We start from the raw sequence: 16,653 nt of genomic DNA on the forward strand, positions 1-16,653 counted from the left end.
GCCCCTGCGCGGGGTCCGGTCCGCGTGCCAGAGGCGTGAACGGTCCCGTCCACTTCTCGACGTTAAGCCCGGCCCCCGGGGGTCACCAGTCGATCATGACGCGTCCCTGATCGCGCCTCCGACCAGCGGTTTCGCTCTCCTGACCGGGTAACCAACCGGGCCCCCGACCGCGCCCCGGCCGGCGCTTTCACGGCAGGACGGCGACGCCGTCGACCTCCACCAGGCACTCCTGGTCCCACAGCCGCACCACCCCGATCACGGCCATCGCCGGGTAGTCCCGGCCCGCCAGCCGCCGCCAGATCCGGCCGAGTTCCACCGCGTGGGCGCGGTAGTCCTCGACGTCGGTGGCGTAGACGGTGACCCGGGCGAGGTCGTGGGCGGTACCACCGGCGGCGGCGAGGGCGGTGAGCAGATTGGTGAGCGCGGTCTCGAACTGCTCCGGAAGGGTCGCACCGACGACCCTGCCCTCCCCGTCCAGGGCCGTCTGGCCGGCCAGGAACACGATGCGCGTGCCCGAGGCGGTGACGGCGTGCGAGAAGCCGGTCGGGGGCGACAGTTCGGCCGGGTTGTGCCGGTGCAGACTCATCGGACGGCCTCCCCGGCACCGGCCGGTGCCGCTGGCCCGGACGCCCGCGCGGGGTCCGCCTCCCGCGCCGCGTACAGCTCCTTGGCGACGACGGTGCGCTGGACCTCGGTGGCGCCCTCGTAGATCCGCGGTGCCCTGACCTCGCGGTAGAGGTGTTCCAGCAGGTGCCCGCGGCGCAGGGCCGCGGCACCGTGCGCCTGGACGGCCGCGTCCACCACGTACTGGGCGGTCTCGGTGGCGAGCAGCTTCGCCATCGCGGAGCGCCGGGGTACCTCGGGGTCCCCCTCGTCGTACGCGCAGGCCGCCGCGTAGACCAGCAGCCGGGCCGCCTCGGTGCGGGTGGCCATCTCCGCGGCGGTGTGGGCCACCGACTGGAGGTTCTTGAGCGGGCCGCCGAAGGCGGTGCGGCGGGCGGTGTGCGCGAGAGTGGCGTCCAGAGCGGCCTGGGCCATCCCGACGGCGAACGCGCCGACGCTCGGGCGGAAGAGGTTCAGGGTGTCCATCGCGACGCCGAAGCCGCGCCCGGGCTCCCCGAGGACGTCCTCCCGGCCGACCCGGACGCCGTCGAAGGCGAGGGCGCCGATGGGGTGCGGGGACAGCATCTCCAGGGCGCTGCCGGTCAGGCCCGGCCGGTCGGCGGGGACCAGGAAGGCGGTGATACCGCGCGGGCCGGTGTCCTCACCCGTACGGGCGAAGACGGAGTAGAAGTCGGCCTCGGGAGCGTTGGAGATCCAGCACTTCTCACCGCTCAGCCGCCAGCCGCCGGCGTCCCGGTCGGCGCGCAGGGCGAGCGCCCCGGCGTCGGACCCGGCGCCCGGCTCGCTCAGCGCGAACGCTGCCACGGCCCGCCCTGCGGTCACCTCGGGCAGCCAGCGCGCCCGCTGGGCGTCGGTGCCCGCCCGGACCACGGGGGAGGTGCCGAGCCCCTGGAGGGCGAGGGCGGTCTCGGCCTCGGTGCAGGCGTAGGCGAGGGATTCGCGCAGCAGGCACAGCTCGAAGGCTCCGGCGTCGAAGAGGCGCTTCAGCAGGCCGAGTTCACCGAGGGCGGCGACCAGGGGCCGGTTCACCCGACCGGGCTCGCCCTGCTCGGCGAGCGGCGCCAGCCGGTCGCGGGCGAGGGCGCGCAGCTCCTCGCACCAGGCGCGCTGTACCGGATCGAGTGAGAATGCGGGCATTCGCGCCCTCGCTTCCACGGTCGGGGCCGGGTGGCGGCGGTGCGGCGGCTCCCGGATTCCGGAGGCCGTCACCCGGGTCACGATATCGCGGAGTGTTGACTGTCGTCACCATCACGATACGCTCGTCGCGACGCACTCTCGCGCACCACGGACGACGCGGCACGCAGCGCAGCACCTGGCACCGCAGCGCCGCACCGCAGCACGCAGCAGGACCATCCCGGAACGCCGTTTCGCGACCCCACCACAGCCAGGGGGCGAACCATGGAGCTGACACCCTCGGCCCACCTCGACACGTTTCCGCGCGACCACCTCCCGCCGCCCGGCGAGTGGCCCGAGCTGCTCTTCGAGCTGCCGGAGCTCCAGTACCCGGCCCGTCTGAACTGCGCGGCCGAGCTCCTCGACACCACGATCGCCCGCCACGGCCCGGACCGGCCCGTCTTCCGCACCGGGGACGGCGGGACCTGGACGTACGGGGAGCTGCGCGAGCGGGTCGACCGGATCGCGCACGTCCTGACCCGGGACCTCGGGGTGGTGCCGGGCAACCGGGTGCTGCTGCGCGGCCCGACCACCCCGCAGCTCGCCGCCTGCTGGCTCGCGGTGCTGAAGGCGGGGGCGGTCGCCGTCACGGTCCTCGCCCAGCAGCGGGCGGGGGAACTGGCCACCGTGTGCGAGATCGCCGAGCCGGCGCACGCCCTCTGCGACATCCGCTCGGTGGACGAGCTGGTCAAGGCCGAGGTCCCCGGGCTGCGGATCACCACCTGGGGCGGCGAGGCCGCGGACGATCTGCTGCGCCGGGCCGCGGCCGCGCCCGCCGAGCCGTACCCGGCCGTCGCCACGGCCGCCGACGACGTGGCCCTGATCGCCTTCACCTCCGGGACGACCGGCCGGCCCAAGGGGTGCGTGCACTTCCACCGGGATGTGCTCGCCGTCGCGGACACCTTCTCCGCGCGGGTGCTGCGGCCCCGGCCGGACGACGTGTTCGCCGGGAGCCCGCCCCTCGGGTTCACCTTCGGCCTCGGCGGTCTGGTGCTGTTCCCGATGCGGGCCGGGGCCTGCGCGCTGCTGCTGGAACAGGCCGGGCCCGCCCGGCTGCTGGCGGCGATCGCCGAGCACCGGGTCACCGTCCTGTTCACGGCCCCGACCGCGTACCGGGTGATGCTGGACGAGCTGGACGGCCACGACGTGACCTCGCTGCGCCGCTGCGTCTCGGCGGGCGAGAACCTGCCCGCCGCCACCTGGCACGCCTGGCGGGAGCGGACCGGGCTCGCCCTCATCAACGGGATCGGCGCGACGGAGCTCCTGCACATCTTCGTCTCCGCCGCCGACGCGGACGCCCGGCCCGGCACCACGGGCGTCCCCGTCCCCGGCTGGCAGGCGCGCGTGGTCGACGGAGCGGGCCTGCCGGTGCCCGACGGGGAACCGGGCCTGCTCGCCGTGCGCGGCCCGGTCGGCTGCCGGTACCTGGCCGACCCCCGGCAGCGGGAGTACGTCCGCGACGGCTGGAACATCACCGGCGACACCTACGTCCGCGAGCGCGACGGCTGGTTCCGCTATGTCGCCCGCGCCGACGACATGATCGTCTCGGCCGGGTACAACATCGCGGGCCCGGAGGTCGAGGACGCGCTGCTGCACCATCCGGACGTGGCGGAGGCGGCGGTCGTCGGCCGCCCGGACGAGCTGCGCGGCCGGATCGTCGCCGCCTACGTCGTCCTGCGCGAGGGCGTGCCGCGCGGCGAGGAGACGGCCCGGGCCCTGACCGAGTCGGTGAAGGAGCGCCTCGCACCCTTCAAGTGCCCCCGGGAGTTCGTCTTCCTGGACGCGCTGCCGCGCACCCCGACGGGCAAGCTCCAGCGGTACCGGCTGCGGGATCTAGAGTGACCGGGTGGCCGAGCTGCACACCCCCCGATCCCTGATCGTCACCCTGTACGGCGCCTATGGGCGCGAACGGCCGGGGCCGTTCGCCGTGGCCGGGCTGATCCGGCTGCTGGGCGCCCTGGGCGTGGACGCCCCCTCGGTGCGCTCCTCGGTCTCCCGGCTGAAGCGGCGCGGGCTGCTGGTGCCGGAGCGGACGGCGGACGGCGCGGCCGGATACGCCCTCTCCGCCGACGCCCGCCAACTCCTCGACGACGGCGACCGGCGCATCTTCGCGGGCGCGCCCGCCGACCCGGCCGAGGGCTGGGTGCTGGCGGTGTTCTCCGTGCCCGAGTCCGAGCGGGCCAAGCGGCATCTGCTGCGCTCCCGGCTGGTGCGCCTGGGCTTCGGGGCGGCCGCGCCGGGCGTGTGGATCGCGCCCGCACGGCTCGCGGAGGAGACCCGGCACACCCTGGTCCGCCTCGGGCTCGCCCCGTATGTGGAACTGTTCCGCGGCGCCCATCTGGGCTTCGCGGCGACGGCGGAGGCGGTCGCGCGCTGGTGGGACCTGGCGGCGGTGGCCAAGCTGCACGAGGAGTTCCTGGGGCTGGCGGAACCGGTGCTGCGCGCCTGGGAGTCCCGCCCGGACACCCCGCCCCGCGAGGCGTACCGGGACTACCTCACCACCCTCGACCTCTGGCGCCGTCTCCCCTACGCGGACCCGGGCCTCGCCCCGCGCCTCCTCCCCGCCGGCTGGCCCGGCGCCCGCTCGGCCGCCGTCTTCGCAGCTCTGCACGCCCGGCTGCGGGACGCGGGCGCGGCCTTCGTCCGCGACGAGGGGGCGGCTACCGCAGGCTGAGCCGTGGCTTGGGCGCGTCGGTCCGGCCGGTGGGCGGGATGCGGCTGCCCGCGCGGTACGGCAGGGGCCAGGGCGCGCCCTCGCCGGTGTAGCCCTGTTCGGCGGCTGCGTGCAGGGTCCAGTGCGGGTCGTAGAGGTGCGGGCGGGCGAGGGCGCACAGGTCGGCGCGGCCTGCCAGGAGGAGGGAGTTGACGTCGTCCCAGGAGGAGATCGCGCCGACGGCGACGACGGGGACGCCGGTCTCGTTGCGGATCCGGTCCGCGAACGGGGTCTGGTAGGAGCGGCCGTACTCGGGGCGTTCGTCCGGGACGACCTGGCCGGTGGAGACGTCGACGGCGTCCGCGCCGTGCGCGGCGAAGGCGGCGGCGTAGGCCACGGCGTCGTCGGCGGTGGTGCCGCCGTCCGCCCAGTCGGTGGCGGAGATCCGGACGGTGAGCGGCCGGTCGCCGGGCCACACCTCCCGTACCGCGTCCAGGACTTCGAGGGGGAAGCGGAGCCGCCGTTCCGTGCTGCCGCCGTAGGCGTCGGTGCGCCGGTTGGTGAGCGGGGAGAGGAAGCCGGAGAGCAGATAGCCGTGGGCGCAGTGGAGTTCGAGCAGGTCGAAACCGCTGCGGGCGGCACGGCGGGCGGCGGCGGTGAACTCCGCGCGGACGGCGGCGAGTCCGGCCCGGTCCAGGGCGTGCGGGACCTGGTTGACGCCCGGCCGGTAGGGCAGCGGGGACGCGGCCAGGAGCGGCCAGTTGCCGGTGGGGAGGGGCTGGTCGATGCCCTCCCACATCAGCCGGGTGGAGCCCTTGCGGCCGGAGTGGCCGAGCTGGACGCCGATCGCGGTGCCGGGCGCCTGCGTGTGGACGAAGTCGGTGACCCGGCGCCAGCCGGCCGCCTGCTCCTCGTTCCACAGCCCGGTGCAGCCCGGGGTGATCCGGCCCTCGGGGCTGACGCAGACCATCTCCGTCATCACCAGCCCTGCGCCGCCCAGGGCCCGGGCGCCCAGGTGCACCAGATGGAACTCGCCCGGCAGTCCGTCGGTGGCGCTGTACATGTCCATCGGGGAGACCACGACCCGGTTGCGCAGCGTCAGTCCGCCGAGCCGGAACGGGGTGAACATCGGCGGGGTGCCGGGCGGGCAGCCGAACTCCCGCTCCACCTTCTCGGTGAACGCGGCGTCCCGCAGCCGCAGATTGCCGTGGGTGACGCGGCGGCTGCGGGTGAGCAGGTTGAACGCGAACTGGCGCGGGGGCTGGTCGAGCCGCCGGGCGATCTCCTCGAACCAGCGCAGGCTGGCCGCCGCCGCACGCTGGGTGGACTCGACGACCGGCCGGCGCTCGGCCTCGTAGGCGGCGAGGGCTGCGGGCAGGTCGGGCTGCTCGTCGACGCAGGCGGCGAGGGCGAGGGCGTCCTCGACGGCGAGCTTGGTGCCGGAGCCGATGGAGAAGTGGGCGGTGTGCGCGGCGTCGCCGAGCAGGACGGTGTTCCCGTGCGACCAGCGTCCGTTGACCACGGTGCGGAAGGCGGTCCAGGCGGAGGAGTTGCCGCGCAGGGGGTGGCCGTCGAGGGCCCGGTCGAAGATATTGGCGCAGCGGGCGGCGGACTCGCTCTCGTCGAGGGTGTCGAAGCCCGCGGCGCGCCAGACCTCCTCGCGCATCTCGACGATCACGGTGGAGGCGTCGGCCGCGTAGGGGTAGCCGTGGAGCTGCATCACCCCGTGCTCGGTCTCGGCGATCTCGAAGCGGAAGGCGGAGAACGCCATGTCGGCGGCGAGCCAGATGTAGCGGCAGCGGTGGGTGGTGATCCGGGGCCGGAAGACCTCGGCGTGCGCCGCGCGGGTGGCGCTGTGGACGCCGTCGGCGGCGATGACGAGGTCATGGGTGGCGGCGAGTTCGGCGGCGGGCGGGGCGGGGGTGCGAAAGCGCAGGTCCACGCCGAGGGAGCGGCAGCGGTGGTGCAGGATCTCCAGCAGCCGGCGCCGGCCGAGGGCGGCGAAGCCGTGTCCGCCGGAGGTCTGGAGGTGGCCGCGGTGCACGATGTCGATGTCGTCCCAGCGGACGAATTCGTTCCTGAGGGCGCGGTGGACGACGGGGTCGGCCTCCTCGATCCCGCCGAGGGTCTCGTCGGAGAGGACGACGCCGAAACCGAAGGTGTCGTCGGGGGCGTTGCGCTCGTAGACGGTGATCTCGCGGCGGGGGTCGAGCCGGGCGAGGAGTGCGGCGGCGTAGAGCCCGCCGGGGCCGCCGCCGACGACGGCGACCTTGAGGGGCGGGCGGGCCCCCGGGCCACCGGGCGCGGGGCGGGCGGCGGCGCGGGGCGGGCGGTCCGGGCCGGGGGCCGCGCGGTCCGGGGCGGGAGCGAGATCCGGGCCGGGGCCGGGGGCCGCGCGGTCCGGGCCGGGGGTCGGCGGGGGCATCAGCGGCCCTGCCACTCGGGCGGGCGCTTCGCGGTGAACGCCGCGTGGAACTCGGCGTAGTCGCGCCCGTGCATCAGCAGGGCCTGCGTCGCCGCGTCCATCTCGACCGCGCCCGCGAGCGGCATGTCCAGCTCGGCGGTGAGCAGGGCCTTGGTCTGCGCGTAGGCGAGGGCGGGCCCGTCGGCGAGGTGGCGGGCGAGTTCGGCGGCGCGTTCGTCGGCCCGGCCCTCGTCGACCAGCTCGCTCAGCAGGCCGATCCGCTCGGCCTCCGGCGCGCGCACCGGCTCCCCGAGCATCAGGAGCCGGGTCGCGTGCCCGAGCCCGACGACCCGCGGCAGCAGATACGCGGCCCCCATGTCCCCGCCGGAGAGCCCCACCTTGGTGAAGAGGAAGGAGAAGCGGGCCGAGGGGTCCGCGATCCGGAAGTCCGCGGCGAGCGCCAGCACCGCTCCGGCGCCCGCGGCCACCCCGTGCACGGCGGCGACGACGGGGAACGGGCACTCCCGGATCGCCCGCACGACCTGCCCGGTCATCCGGTTGAAGTCCAGCAGTTCCGCGGTGTCCATGGCGAGGGTGGCGCCGATGATCTCGTCCACGTCGCCGCCGGAGCAGAAGCCGCGCCCCTCGCCGCCGAGGACCAGGGCCTGCACGGACCGCTCCCGGGAGAGTTCGGCGAGCAGGTCGCGCAGGTCCGCGTAGGCGCCGAAGGTGAGGGCGTTGAGCTTCTCGGGGCGGGCCAGGGTCACCGTCGCGACCCCGTCGTCCCGGGTGATCCGCAGATGGCGCCACTTCTCGGTGGGCGGGGCGGAACCGGTAAAGGGGCTCATCGAGTGCTCCTTCGGCGGGCGGCGGGGCGGTCTGCGGCGGCCTGCCTCCCGAAGCTATCACTCGTTCATGACTTCCGTCACGAGAGCGCGATACCTCGTTCAGCGGGCCAGGGTCGCGACCAGGACCGCCTTGATGGTGTGCATCCGGTTCTCGGCCTCGTCGAAGACGACCGAGTGCGCCGACTCGAAGACCTCGTCCGAGACCTCCAGCTCCGTGAGCCCGTGCCGCTCGTGGATCTCCCTGGCGATCAAGGTCTCCAGGTCGTGGAAGGCGGGCAGGCAGTGCAGGAACCGGACGTCCGGGTTGCCGGTGGCCCGCAGGACGTCCATGGTCACCGCGTACGGCGAGAGGGCCTTGATCCGCTCGTCCCAGACCTCCCGGGGCTCCCCCATCGACACCCAGACGTCCGTGGCGACGAAGTCGGCGCCGCGCACCCCCTCGGCGATGTCTTCGGTCAGGGTGATCCGCGCGCCGCTCGCGGCGGCGGCCTCCCGGGCGGCGGCCACGACCTGCGGCGCGGGCCAGTACGCCTCGGGCGCCACGATCCGCACGTCCATACCGAGGAGGGCGCCGGTGACCAGGTAGGAGTTGCCCATGTTGAAGCGGGCGTCACCGAGGTAGGCGAGGGAGATCCGCTCCAGCGGCTTGTCGCTGTACTCGGTCATGGTGAGCACGTCGGCCAGCATCTGGGTGGGGTGCCAGTCGTCGGTGAGCCCGTTGTAGACCGGCACCCCGGCGTGCGCGGCCAGCTCCTCGACCGTGCGCTGCGCGTCCCCGCGGAACTCGATGGCGTCGTACATCCGGCCGAGGACCCGGGCGGTGTCCCTGGCGGACTCCTTGCGGCCGATATGGGAGCCCGCCGGGTCGATGTACGTCGTGAAGGCGCCCTGGTCGGCGGCGGCCACCTCGAAGGCGCAGCGGGTGCGGGTGGACGCCTTCTCGAAGATCAGCGCGATGTTCCTGCCCCGCAGCCGCTGGACCTCGGTGCCGGTCCGCTTGGCGGCCTTCAGTTCCGCGGCCAGGGCGACGAGACCGCGGAACTCCTCCGCCGTGAAGTCCAGCTCACGGAGGAAGTGGCGGCCTTCGAGTTGTATCGCCATGGTGGAGTGCTCCTGGGTCGCGGAATTGCGGCGTGACCATGGAAGTATATACGATCAACGGTATCTCTATACAGACCCCTGTTCCGTGGACCCGCCGTCGGCCGTGCCGGCTACACGGCGTCCCTCTCCACCGGACAGCTCATGCAGCGCGGGCCGCCTCTGCCGCGGCCCAGTTCGCTGCCCGGGATCTCGATGACCTCGATGCCCTGCTTGCGCAGATGCGTGTTGGTCGTCACGTTCCGCTCGTAGGCCACCACGACGCCGGGCTCCACGGCAAGCACGTTGCAGCCGTCGTCCCACTGCTCGCGCTCGGCCGAGTGCACGTCCTGCGTGGCCGTGAGGACCCGGATGTCCTTGAGGCCGAGGGCCGCCGCGATGGCGTCGTGCATCCGTTCCGGCGCGTGGTCGCTGACCTTCAGCCCACCCGTGCCGTCGGCCGGCTCGATGGTGTACGAGCGGAGCATGCCGAGGCCCGCGTACTGCGTGAAGGTGTCCGCGTCGACCATGGTCATCACGGTGTCCAGGTGCATGAACGCCCGCCGCTTCGGCATGTCCAGCGCGACGATCGTACGGGCCGACCCGGCCGCGAACATGCCCCGGGCCAGCATCTCCACCGCCTGCGGGGTGGTCCGCTCGCTCATGCCGATCAGCACCGCGCCGTTGCCGATCACCAGGACGTCGCCGCCCTCGATGGTGGACGGGTAGTCGTCCTGACCTTCCGACCAGTGGTGGAAGGCGCCCGCCTCGCCCGTGGTGAAGTGCGGGTGGTGCTTGTAGATCGCCTCGAAGTGCACGGTCTCCCGCTGCCGGGCGGGCCAGCGCATCGCGTTGATCGAGACGCCGTCGTAGATCCAGGCCGAGGTGTCACGGGTGAACAGGTGGTTGGGAAGCGGCTGGAGCAGGAAGTCGTCCAGGTCCAGGGCATGGAAGCGGACCGACGTCGGCTCGCTGTGACCGGCCAGGAACTCCCGCTTGGTCATCCCGCCGACCAACGCCTCCGCCAGGTCGGCGGTGGGCAGTTGGTCGAAGGCGTCCCGCAGGTGGTCGGTGGCGAGGGGACCGTACTCCTTCTCGTCGAAGACCCGGTCCAGGACCAGCTTCCGGGCCTCCGGGATGTCCAGGGACTCGCGGAGCAGATCACCGAAGAGATGCACCTCCACCCCGCGGTCGCGCAGCACGTCGGCGAACCCGTCGTGCTCCTGGCGGGCGCGGCGCACCCAGAGCACGTCGTCGAAGAGGAGCGCGTCCTTGTTGCTCGGCGTGAGGCGCTTCAGCTCCAGATCGGGCCGGTGGAGGATGACCTGGCGCAGACGGCCGGTCTCGGAGTCGACATGGAATCCCATGCCCCCATCCTCACCGGGCGGAGGGCGGTTCACCCGGCGAACGCCGCACATTCGTAACTGGGAACGCCGCCGGGACGCCTCGGGGGGCGGGACGCGTGGTGCCGCGTCCCGCCCCCGGACCGTCCGGTCACAGCCGCGGGTCGACCGGCTCCGACTCCAGCGCCAGGACGGCGAACACCGCCTCGTGCACCCGCCACAACGGCTCCCCGTCCGCGAGCCGGTCCAGGGCCTCCAGGCCGAGGGCGTACTCGCGCAGGGCGAGGGAGCGCTTGTGGCCGAGGAACCGCTCGCGCAGGCGGGCCAGGTTCTCCGGGCGGGTGTACTCGGGACCGTAGATGATCCGCAGGTACTCCCGGCCGCGGACCTTGACGCCCGGCTGCACCAGCCGCCCCTTGCCGTCCCGGGCGAGCGCCTGGAGCGGCTTGACGACCATGCCCTCGCCGCCGCGCCCGGTCATCTCCAGCCACCAGTCGGTGCCGGCCGCGACGGACGCCTCGTCGCCGGTCTCCACGACCAGCCGGCGGGTGACCTGGAGCAGCCCGGTCGCGTCGTGCTCCACCAGCCGGTCCAGCCAGGCGAGCCGGCGGTCGTACGGCTCGCCCGCGAGGGAGCGGCCCTCGGCGGCGAGGAGCTGGAAGGGCGCGAGCCGCACCCCGTCGAGCCCGTAGGTCCTCCAGCAGTAGCGCCGGTACGCCTCGGTGAACGCCGCCGCGTCCGCGGCCCGTTCGCCCTGCCGGGCGCGCAGACCGCCCACGTCCACGCCCCGCGCGGCGGCGGCCTCCAGGGCGGCCAGGGCCGGCGGGAGCGCCGCGCCGGAGGCGGCGCCCACGGCCGCGTACTGAGAGCGCAGCAGGCCGCCCGCCTTCAGCGACCAGGGCATCAGCTCGGCGTCGAGGAGGAGCCAGTCGGTACCGAACTCCTCCCACAGCCCGGCCGCTTCCACGGCGGTCCGCAGCCGCGCCAGGACCGCCTCGGTCATCGCCTCGTCGTCGAAGAAGGGGCGCCCGGTGCGGGTGTGCAAAGCGCCGGTCGGACCCTCGGCGCCGAAGCGGCGCCGCGCGGCTTCGGCGTCCCGGCACACCAGGGCGACCGCGCGCGAGCCCATGTGCTTCTCCTCGCACACGACCCGCTCGACGCCGTCCGCCCGGTACTGGGCGAAGGCCTCCGCCGGGTGCTCCAGATAGCCGTCCGCACGGGAGGTGGCGACGGGGGCCATGGCCGGCGGGAGGTAGGCGAGCAGCCGGGGGTCGACGGCGAAGCGGCTCATGACCTCCAGCGCGGCGGCCGCGTTCTCCTCGCGGACCGCGATCCGGGACATGTGCCGGGTCTCGACCACGCGCCGGCCGTGGACGTCGGCGAGGTCGAGGGGCCGGCCCTCCCGGCCACCGGGGGCCTCGGTGAGCAGCGGCCTCACCGGCTCGTACCAGACCTTCTCGGCCGGGACGTCGACCAGTTCGCGCTCGGGCCAGCGCAGGGCGGTCATCTTCCCGCCGAAGACGACGCCGGTGTCCAGGCAGATGGTGTTGTTGATCCAGGAGGTGTCGGGCACAGGGGTGTGCCCGTAGACGACCGCGGCGCGGCCCCGGTAGTCCTCGGCCCACGGGTAGCGGACGGGCAGGCCGAACTCGTCGGTCTCGCCGGTGGTGTCGCCGTAGAGGGCGTGCGAGCGGACCCGGCCGGAGGTGCGGCCGTGGTACTTCTCGGGCAGACCGGCGTGGCAGACCACGAGCCGGCCCTCGTCGAGGACGTAGTGGCTGACCAGGCCGTCGATGAACTCCCGGACGCGTGTGCGGAAGGCGTCGTCCTGCTTCTCCAGCTGCTCGATCGTCTCGGCGAGGCCGTGGGTGTGCTGGACGTTGCGGCCCTTGAGCCAGCGGCCGAGCTTGTTCTCGTGGTTGCCCGGCACGCACAGGGCGGTGCCCCCGGCGACCATGTCCATCACACGGCGCAGCACGGCGGGGCTGTCCGGGCCGCGGTCGACGAGGTCGCCGACGAAGACGGCGGTGCGGCCCTCGGGGTGCCGGCCGTCCTCGTATCCCAGCTTCGCGAGCAGGGTCTCCAGCTCTGAGGCGCAGCCGTGGACGTCGCCGATGATGTCGAAGGGGCCGGTGAGGTGGCGCAGGTCGTTGTAGCGGCGCTCCAGCGCGATGCGGGCGGCGGCGACCTCCTCGGCGCCGCGCAGGACGTGCACCTTGCGGAAGCCCTCGCGTTCCAGACCCTTGAGGGAGCGGCGCAGTTCGCGGCGGTGGCGGGAGATGACGTGCCGGGGCATGCCGGCGCGGTCCGGGCGGGCGGCGTTGCGCTCGGCACAGACCTCCTCGGGGAGGTCGAGGACGATCGCGATGGGCAGCACATCGTGCTCGCGGGCGATGCGCACCAGCCGGCGGCGGCTCTCCTGCTGCACGTTGGTGGCGTCGACGACGGTGAGGCGTCCGGCGGCGAGGCGCTTGCCGACGATGTAGTGGAGCACGTCGAAGGCGTCGGAGCTGGCGCTCTGGTCGTTCTCGTCGTCGGCGACCAGGCCCCGGCAGAAGTCGGAGGAGACGACCTCGGTCGGCTTGAAGTGGGTGCGGGCGAAGGTGGACTTGCCCGAGCCGGTGGCGCCGACCAGGACCACGAGGGACAGGTCGGTCACGGGCAGGCGGCGGCCGGCGGGCGCGGCGGCCCCGGCCCCGTCCTCGGGGGTGGTGGCGCTCATGCGGCTGCCTCCTTCGGGGTGGTCGGGGTGGCGGGGGCGGTGGTGGCCGGGCCGTTCGGGGTGGTCGCGTCCGCGCGCTGGAAGACAGCCATCTGGGTGGGCGGGCCGACCTCGGGGTCGTCGGGGCCGACGGAGACGAACCGGACGGTGTAGCCGTGCCGTTCGGCAACGGTCCCGGCCCAGGCGCGGAACTCCTCCCGGGTCCACTCGAACCGGTGGTCGCCGTGCCGGACGTGGCCGGCGGGCAGGGTCTCCCAGCGGACGTTGTACTCGACGTTCGGCGTGGTCACCAGCACGGTCCCGGGGCGGGCCGCGCCGAACACCGCATACTCCAGGGACGGGAGCCGGGGCAGGTCCAGGTGCTCGATCACCTCGCTGAGGACGGCCGCGTCATAGCCGGCGAGACGCTTGTCCGTGTAGGTGAGGGAGCTCTGGAACAGCTTCACCCGGGCGGCCTGGCGCTCACCGAGCCGGTCCAGCTTCAGCCGGCGCCCGGCGATGGTGAGCGCCCGGACGGAGACGTCGGTACCGGCGATCTCGGTGAAGCGGACGTCCTTGAGCAGGGCCTGCACCAACTGGCCCTGGCCGCAGCCGAGGTCGAGGACCCGGCTCGCACCGGCGGTACGCAGTTCGTGCAGGATCGCGTCCCGGCGCTGTACGGCGAGCGGGGCGGGGCGCTCCTCGGTGTCGGCACTCTCGTCGACGGCGTTGTCCACCTCCTCGACGTCGAGGTCGTCGGCCTCGGCGAGCCGGGCCAGTTCCAGGCGCTCCATCGCCTGCCGGGTGAGGCCCCAGCGACGGGAGAGGTAGCGGCTGGTGATGAGCTTCTGCTCGGGGTGGTCGGCGAGCCAGCCGTCACCGGCGCGCAGCAGCTTGTCGACCTCGTCGGGCGCGACCCAGTAGTGCTTGGCATCGTCGAGGACCGGCAGCAGGACGTAGAGCTGGCGCAAGGCGTCGGCGAGCCTCAGCTCGCCCTCCAGCACGAGCCGGACATAGCGCGAGTCGCCCCACTCGGGGAACCGCGCGTCCAGCGGGACGGGTTCAGCGGTGACGGTGTCCCAGCCGAGGGGGCCGAACAGCTTGCGGACCAGCTCCGCGCCGCCTCGTGCGGGGACGGCGGGCACCTCGATCCGCAGCGGCAGCGGCGCGGCGGCCCGCTCGGGCCGGGCGGCGCACACCCCGCGAAGGGCGCTCTTGAACACCGCGCTCAGCGCGACAGCGAGCAGCGAGGAGGCCGCGTACGGGCGGTCGTTGACGTACTGGGCGAGCGCGGTGTCCGGCGCGCCGCCACGGCCCTTGCCCTTGCCGCGCCGGACCAGGGCCACCGGATCCACCTCCAGCAGCAGTGCGGCCGTGCAGCGTTCGTCGGACGCCTCGGGGTAGAAGACGTGCGCGGTGCCGTGGGCGGTGGAGAACGTCTGCGCGTTGTCGGGGTGCTTGTGCAGCAGGAAGCCGAGCTCGCTCGCGGGACGCTCCGGGGTACCGGTGGTGCTGATCGTCAGGAACACCCGTCCGAGTATCCCGCCCATGGCCTCCGGCAACCAGGAGTTTTCCGGGGCCGCATGCCTTCGGGCCGACCGGGGACGCCCGGACGGGTACGCCTGGCCGGGAGGGCCGGCCAGGGGGGCGGCCAGGGGGACCGGCCGGGGGAGGCCGCTCCCGCGCGCCCGCACGGGACATCGGCCGGGCGCGCCCCGGGGCACGGCGGTGCGGGGCCGCCAGGGGCCCTCCCCGGGGGTGCCCCGACCCTGCGGATGCCGGACGCGCGCACCCGCCACAGCTCTCCGGTCCGGAGCCGAGCGGACCGGGCCCGCCCCCGCGCGAGGGAGGGACGCCGCAACCCGCATGATGAGCGACCGGGCCGACGCGGAGCCCGCCCCCGGCGCGAAGACGCCGGCCCCGCACGGCGCGCGTGGCGCGACATCCCCTCAGCGCTCCGGTGGCCCGCCGGCACCCAGGTGGGCCGCCACCGCCGCGACGGTGGACGGGCCGACGCGGCAGCAGCCGCCGATCAGCCGGGCCCCCGCCCTGCGCCACTCGGCCGCGAGGGCGGGGTCGAACCCGGACGGGCCCCGCCAGCGGCGGGCGGCCGCGTCCCACACCTCACCGCTGTTGGGGTAGGTCACGGCGGGCCGGCCCGTGACGGCGACCGCTGTCGCCACCGCCTCGGCCGCCTCGGCCGGGTCGCAGCAGTTGACGCCCACCGCCACGACCTCCTCCCTCCCCCGGGCCACGGTGAAGGCCCCGGCCAGCTCCTGCCCGGCCCGGGTGCGGCCTGCGGTGACGGTGTACGACAGCCAGACGGGCACCCCGCAGCCCGCCGCCGCGTCCAGGAGGACGGCCGCCTCCTCCGCGTCCGGGACCGTCTCCAGTGCCAGCACGTCCGGGCCGGCGGCGGCCAGAGCCTCGATCCTCGGCCGGTGGAACCGCTCCAGCGCGGCCGGCCCGATTCCGTACCGGCCCCGGTACTCGCTGCCGTCCGCCAGATACGCGCCGTAGGGGCCGACAGAGGCGGCGACCCATACCTCGTGGCCGGCCTCCTCCCCCGCCTCGCGGGCCAGGGCCACGCTGCGGGCGAAGAGACCCGCCGCCTCCGCTCGGCCGATCCCGGACCGTGCGAAGCCCTCGAAGCTGGCCTGGTACCCGGAGGTGATGAGCACCTGCGCGCCCGCCCGCGCATAGGCCCGGTGGGCCGCCCCGATCTGCCCGGGGTCGTCCGCGAGCAGCCGCGCGGACCAGAGGTCGCCGGACAGGTCGCAGCCCTGCGCCTCCAACTGGTTGGAGAGTCCTCCGTCGAGGACGAGTACGCCATCGGCCAGGGCCTCGGCGAACGGACGGACGGGGCGCACGGGTGCTCCTCGGGTCAGCTCAACTGGGACTGCACCTGGGAGGAGATGAGCTCCAGGTGGTCCAGGTCGTCGAGGTCGAGGATCTGGAGGTAGATCCGCTGCGAGCCGGTCTCCGCATAGCGGCCGATCTTCTCCACCACCTCCGCGGGCGAGCCCGCCAGCCCGTTGGCCCGGAGCTCGTCCACCTCACGGCCGATGGCGGCCGCCCGGCGGGCGACCTCCGCCTCGTCCTTGCCGACACAGACGACCAGAGCGTTGGAGTACGTCAGGTCGCCCGGCGCCCGGCCGGCCTTCTCGGCCGCCTCGCCCACCCGCCCGAACTGGAGGGCGGTGTCCTCGACCGAGGCGAACGGCAGATTGAACTCGTCCGCGTACCGTGCGGCGAGACGCGGGGTGCGGACCGCGCCGTGGCCGCCGATCAGTACCGGCACCTTGGCCTGGGCCGGCTTGGGCAGGGCCGGGGAGTCGGTGAGCTGGTAGTACGTGCCGTCGTAGGAGAAGGTGCTGCCGACCTCCGTGCCCCACAGTCCGGTGATGATCGCCAGCTGCTCTTCCAGCCGGCCGAACTTCTCCTTGGGGAAGGGGATGCCGTAGGCCCGGTGCTCCTCCTCGAACCACCCGGCACCCAGGCCGAGTTCGACCCGGCCCCCGGACATCTGGTCTACCTGGGCGACCTGGATCGCGAGGACACCCGGCAGCCGGAAGGTGCCCGCCGTCATCAAGGTCCCCAGGCGGATGCGCTGGGTCTCGCGGGCGAGTCCGGCCAGGGTGATCCAGGCGTCCGTCGGGCCGGGCAGCCCGTCCGCCGAGCCCATGCTGAGGTAGTGGTCGGATCGGAAGAAGGCGTCGAAGCCGAGGTCTTCCGCGGCCTTGGCGACGGTGAGAAGGGTGTCGTAGCTCGCGCCCTGCTGGGGCTCGGTGAAGATGCGAAGATCCATACCTCCATCCTGCACCGGTGCC

Annotated in this window: 12 protein-coding genes; 2 read left to right on the forward strand and 10 right to left on the reverse strand. The window is 74.2% G+C overall.

Going from position 1 to position 16,653, the window contains the following annotated elements:
- Positions 1-187 precede the first annotated feature (187 nt).
- Both C593_RS0114235 and C593_RS0114240 read right to left on the reverse strand, forming a co-directional pair.
- Complete coding sequence (locus C593_RS0114235) at positions 188-586, reverse strand: RidA family protein (protein ID WP_018847968.1); 399 nt, start codon at positions 584-586, stop codon at positions 188-190.
- Positions 583-1,761 (reverse strand): acyl-CoA dehydrogenase family protein, encoded by a 1,179-nt coding sequence (locus tag C593_RS0114240; protein ID WP_018847969.1) that lies wholly within the window; start codon positions 1,759-1,761, stop codon positions 583-585. The genes C593_RS0114235 and C593_RS0114240 overlap by 4 nt, the downstream gene beginning before the upstream one ends.
- Before the next feature lie 261 nt (positions 1,762-2,022).
- On the opposite strand from C593_RS0114240, the gene C593_RS0114245 reads away from it, so the two are divergent.
- Both C593_RS0114245 and C593_RS0114250 read left to right on the forward strand, forming a co-directional pair.
- Positions 2,023-3,639 carry an AMP-binding protein gene (locus C593_RS0114245; protein ID WP_018847970.1) on the forward strand — a complete coding sequence of 539 codons (1,617 nt, stop codon included), beginning with the start codon at positions 2,023-2,025 and terminating at the stop codon, positions 3,637-3,639.
- A 4-nt stretch (positions 3,640-3,643) separates the two neighbouring features.
- Positions 3,644-4,471, forward strand: a complete 828-nt coding sequence (locus tag C593_RS0114250; protein WP_018847971.1) for a PaaX family transcriptional regulator C-terminal domain-containing protein — start codon at positions 3,644-3,646, stop codon at positions 4,469-4,471.
- On the opposite strand, the gene C593_RS0114255 is transcribed toward C593_RS0114250, so the two are convergent.
- The 8 genes from C593_RS0114255 to C593_RS0114290 form a co-directional block, all read right to left on the reverse strand.
- Positions 4,458-6,875, reverse strand: a complete 2,418-nt coding sequence (locus C593_RS0114255) for a bifunctional salicylyl-CoA 5-hydroxylase/oxidoreductase (protein ID WP_078521536.1) — start codon at positions 6,873-6,875, stop codon at positions 4,458-4,460. The two genes, C593_RS0114250 and C593_RS0114255, sit on opposite strands and share 14 nt — an antisense overlap.
- Positions 6,875-7,702, reverse strand: coding sequence for an enoyl-CoA hydratase family protein (locus C593_RS0114260; protein ID WP_018847973.1), 828 nt, complete (start codon positions 7,700-7,702; stop codon positions 6,875-6,877). The genes C593_RS0114255 and C593_RS0114260 overlap by 1 nt, the downstream gene beginning before the upstream one ends.
- A gap of 99 nt (positions 7,703-7,801) precedes the next feature.
- Positions 7,802-8,803: an ornithine carbamoyltransferase gene (gene argF / locus C593_RS0114265; RefSeq protein ID WP_018847974.1), complete on the reverse strand. Its 1,002-nt coding sequence runs from the start codon at positions 8,801-8,803 to the stop codon at positions 7,802-7,804.
- A gap of 110 nt (positions 8,804-8,913) precedes the next feature.
- Positions 8,914-10,146, reverse strand: a complete 1,233-nt coding sequence (locus tag C593_RS0114270) for an arginine deiminase (protein WP_018847975.1) — start codon at positions 10,144-10,146, stop codon at positions 8,914-8,916.
- A gap of 127 nt (positions 10,147-10,273) precedes the next feature.
- A complete protein-coding gene (locus C593_RS0114275; RefSeq protein WP_018847976.1) occupies positions 10,274-12,844 on the reverse strand; it encodes a polynucleotide kinase-phosphatase in 2,571 nt (856 codons plus the stop codon).
- Complete coding sequence (locus C593_RS0114280) at positions 12,841-14,352, reverse strand: 3' terminal RNA ribose 2'-O-methyltransferase Hen1 (RefSeq protein ID WP_026277684.1); 1,512 nt, start codon at positions 14,350-14,352, stop codon at positions 12,841-12,843. Before C593_RS0114280 ends, C593_RS0114275 begins: the two co-directional genes overlap by 4 nt.
- A gap of 420 nt (positions 14,353-14,772) precedes the next feature.
- Positions 14,773-15,693, reverse strand: coding sequence for a homocysteine S-methyltransferase (mmuM, locus tag C593_RS0114285; protein WP_018847978.1), 921 nt, complete (start codon positions 15,691-15,693; stop codon positions 14,773-14,775).
- A gap of 14 nt (positions 15,694-15,707) precedes the next feature.
- Positions 15,708-16,631, reverse strand: coding sequence for an LLM class F420-dependent oxidoreductase (locus C593_RS0114290; RefSeq protein WP_018847979.1), 924 nt, complete (start codon positions 16,629-16,631; stop codon positions 15,708-15,710).
- Between the last annotated feature and the right edge of the window lie 22 nt (positions 16,632-16,653).

The sequence above is a fragment of the Streptomyces sp. CNT372 genome (genome assembly GCF_000377145.1).

What these genes read in the sequence shown, in the direction of transcription:
- C593_RS0114275 (WP_018847976.1), bottom strand. Translation starts at nt 12,844, where the DNA reads ATGAGCGCCACCACCCCCGAGGACGGGGCCGGGGCCGCCGCGCCCGCC.
- C593_RS0114260 (WP_018847973.1), bottom strand. Translation starts at nt 7,702, where the DNA reads ATGAGCCCCTTTACCGGTTCCGCCCCGCCCACCGAGAAGTGGCGCCAT.
- C593_RS0114255 (WP_078521536.1), bottom strand. Translation starts at nt 6,875, where the DNA reads ATGCCCCCGCCGACCCCCGGCCCGGACCGCGCGGCCCCCGGCCCCGGC.
- argF (WP_018847974.1), bottom strand. Translation starts at nt 8,803, where the DNA reads ATGGCGATACAACTCGAAGGCCGCCACTTCCTCCGTGAGCTGGACTTC.
- C593_RS0114290 (WP_018847979.1), bottom strand. Translation starts at nt 16,631, where the DNA reads ATGGATCTTCGCATCTTCACCGAGCCCCAGCAGGGCGCGAGCTACGAC.
- C593_RS0114235 (WP_018847968.1), bottom strand. Translation starts at nt 586, where the DNA reads ATGAGTCTGCACCGGCACAACCCGGCCGAACTGTCGCCCCCGACCGGC.
- C593_RS0114270 (WP_018847975.1), bottom strand. Translation starts at nt 10,146, where the DNA reads ATGGGATTCCATGTCGACTCCGAGACCGGCCGTCTGCGCCAGGTCATC.
- C593_RS0114240 (WP_018847969.1), bottom strand. Translation starts at nt 1,761, where the DNA reads ATGCCCGCATTCTCACTCGATCCGGTACAGCGCGCCTGGTGCGAGGAG.
- C593_RS0114245 (WP_018847970.1), top strand. Translation starts at nt 2,023, where the DNA reads ATGGAGCTGACACCCTCGGCCCACCTCGACACGTTTCCGCGCGACCAC.